Annotated in this window: 2 protein-coding genes; both read left to right on the top strand. The window is 58.0% G+C overall.

Features of this window, described 5'->3' with window-relative positions:
• Positions 1–336: autotransporter outer membrane beta-barrel domain-containing protein (locus AC1RKG_RS24780; RefSeq protein ID WP_493183833.1), on the top strand; the 336-nt coding region annotated here is incomplete at its 5' end.
• Between the two features lie 69 nt (positions 337–405).
• Positions 406–2027, top strand: a 1622-nt coding sequence (locus AC1RKG_RS24775; RefSeq protein ID WP_493183832.1) for a S8 family serine peptidase, incomplete at its 3' end; no start/stop codon positions are given.

The following is a 2027-nucleotide window of genomic DNA, read 5'->3' as shown; positions in this document are numbered from 1 at the left end:
GACAAGCAACACACCGACGCGACGGTCTCGACGCTGGGGCTGCGTGCGGACACCGAGTGGCAGGCGAGCAAAACCACCGCGGTGGCGCTGCGCAGCGAGCTGGGTTGGCAGCATCAGTACGGCGATCTGGATCGCGGTACTGGGCTGAAGTTCAACGGCGGCAGCTCACCGTTCGTGGTGAACAGCGTGTCGGCATCGCGTGACGGTGCGGTGCTGAAAGCCAGTGCGGAAGTGGCGGTGAACAAGAACGCCACACTGTCGCTGGGCTACGGCGGGCTGCTGTCGCAAAACTACCAGGACAACAGCGTTAACGCCGGTTTTACCTGGCATTTCTGATCTTAAAAAACAAACGGAACAACCGTCCCGCTGGGGCGGTTTTTACCAAAAACAACAAGGGATAAGGGAATGAAGCAATCTGCAGGAAACAACAAACCGGCATTGGCGCCGACATGGAAACTGAACGCCCTGTTATGCGCGTTGTTGGCCGCCGGTGGTGCACAGGCCGCGACCTATACCGAAGGGGGGAAGAGCGGCGATCCGGCCAGTTGGCGCAGCAATGAATTCAATGCTAACTGGGGGTTGGGGGCTATCCATGCCGACGAGGCTTACGCGGCAGGTTATACCGGCAAAGGGCAAAAGGTGGGGATCTTCGATACCCCGGTGAACCAGCATCCGGAATTTGCCGGTGATGGCAAGCTGACTAACGTTGTCACCGAAGGCTATCGCGCCTATACCGATCCGCATCGTGAGGGGATTAAGGCCGGCGATCGTTTTTACTTTGACGGTACTTTCCATTTTTACAGTGGTTCACAGGGGCAGTTAAGTAACCACGGCGTCCACGTTGCCGGTATCAGCGGTGCCAACCGTGACGGCACCGGCATGCACGGCGTCGCCTTTGATTCGCAAATTATCAGCGTCGATAACGACAATGACGGCCCGGCCTACGGTGAGTTCCTCGGGCTGGATGGCAGCGTGACCAACGCGGGCTGGCAGGCGATGATCAACAACGGCGTGCGGGTGATCAACAACAGTTGGGGCGTCAGCATTCCGGATTTTCTTTCGGATAATGGCAAGAAACCCGATGCGCTGCATTTCGAGCTGAAGGACGCGCAGGAACAGTTTGATCAGGTGAAACCCTTGCTGGGCAGCCTGGCGGGGGCGGGTTATCAGGGGGCTATCGATGCGGCACGTAAAAATATTCTGGTGCTGTTCGCCGCCGGTAACGACGGTAACTACAACCAACCGGATGTGATCAGCGGCCTGGCCTATTTTGTGCCGGATATTGCGCCTAACTGGCTGTCGGTTGCCAGCGTCGCGCAGGATGACGCCTCCACCAACAGCGTGCCTTACACCATCAGCAGCTTCTCTTCGCGTTGCGGCTATACCGCCAGCTTCTGCGTCTCCTCGCCGGGGAGTAAAATTTACAGCACCGTAGCCAACGGTTCAGATCCGAACCAGTTGGTCTCCGACTATGGCAATAAAAACGGTACCTCAATGGCGACGCCGCACGTGACCGGCGCAGTCGCCGTATTGCTGCAGCGTTTCCCGTACATGACGTCGGCGCAAATTGCCGATGTGCTTAAAACGACCGCGACCGATATGGGGGCTCCGGGCATCGATGCCTTGTATGGCTGGGGGATGATCAATCTGGGCAAGGCGATTAACGGTCCGGGCATGTTCTATACCGTCGATGATATCCCCGAGGAGTTTCGTATTCCGGACCCGACGGGCGTGGCTTATGGCTCGTCGCAATTTGTCGCCAATATTCCTGGCATGGGGGCGATCATCGATGAGGGTACGTTGCATGCCAGAGTCTGCGATGACTACCACTGCTCGCTTGAAGTGTATTCCAATGATATCAACGGTCATGGCGGCCTGACCAAAGAGGGCCAGGGGGCGTTGGTACTGACCGGTAACAACACCTACTCCGGCCCGACGTGGGTCAATACCGGCCTGCTGGCGGTAAATGGTTCGGTGACTTCGGACGTGACGGTGCAAAGCGCCGGCGTGCTGGGCGGTTCCGGTAC

It is taken from the genome of Serratia sp. GW822-FHT06D09 (assembly GCF_058799515.1).
Note: the sequence above shows the minus strand (reverse complement) of the source record. Positions and strands in the feature narration are given on the sequence as shown.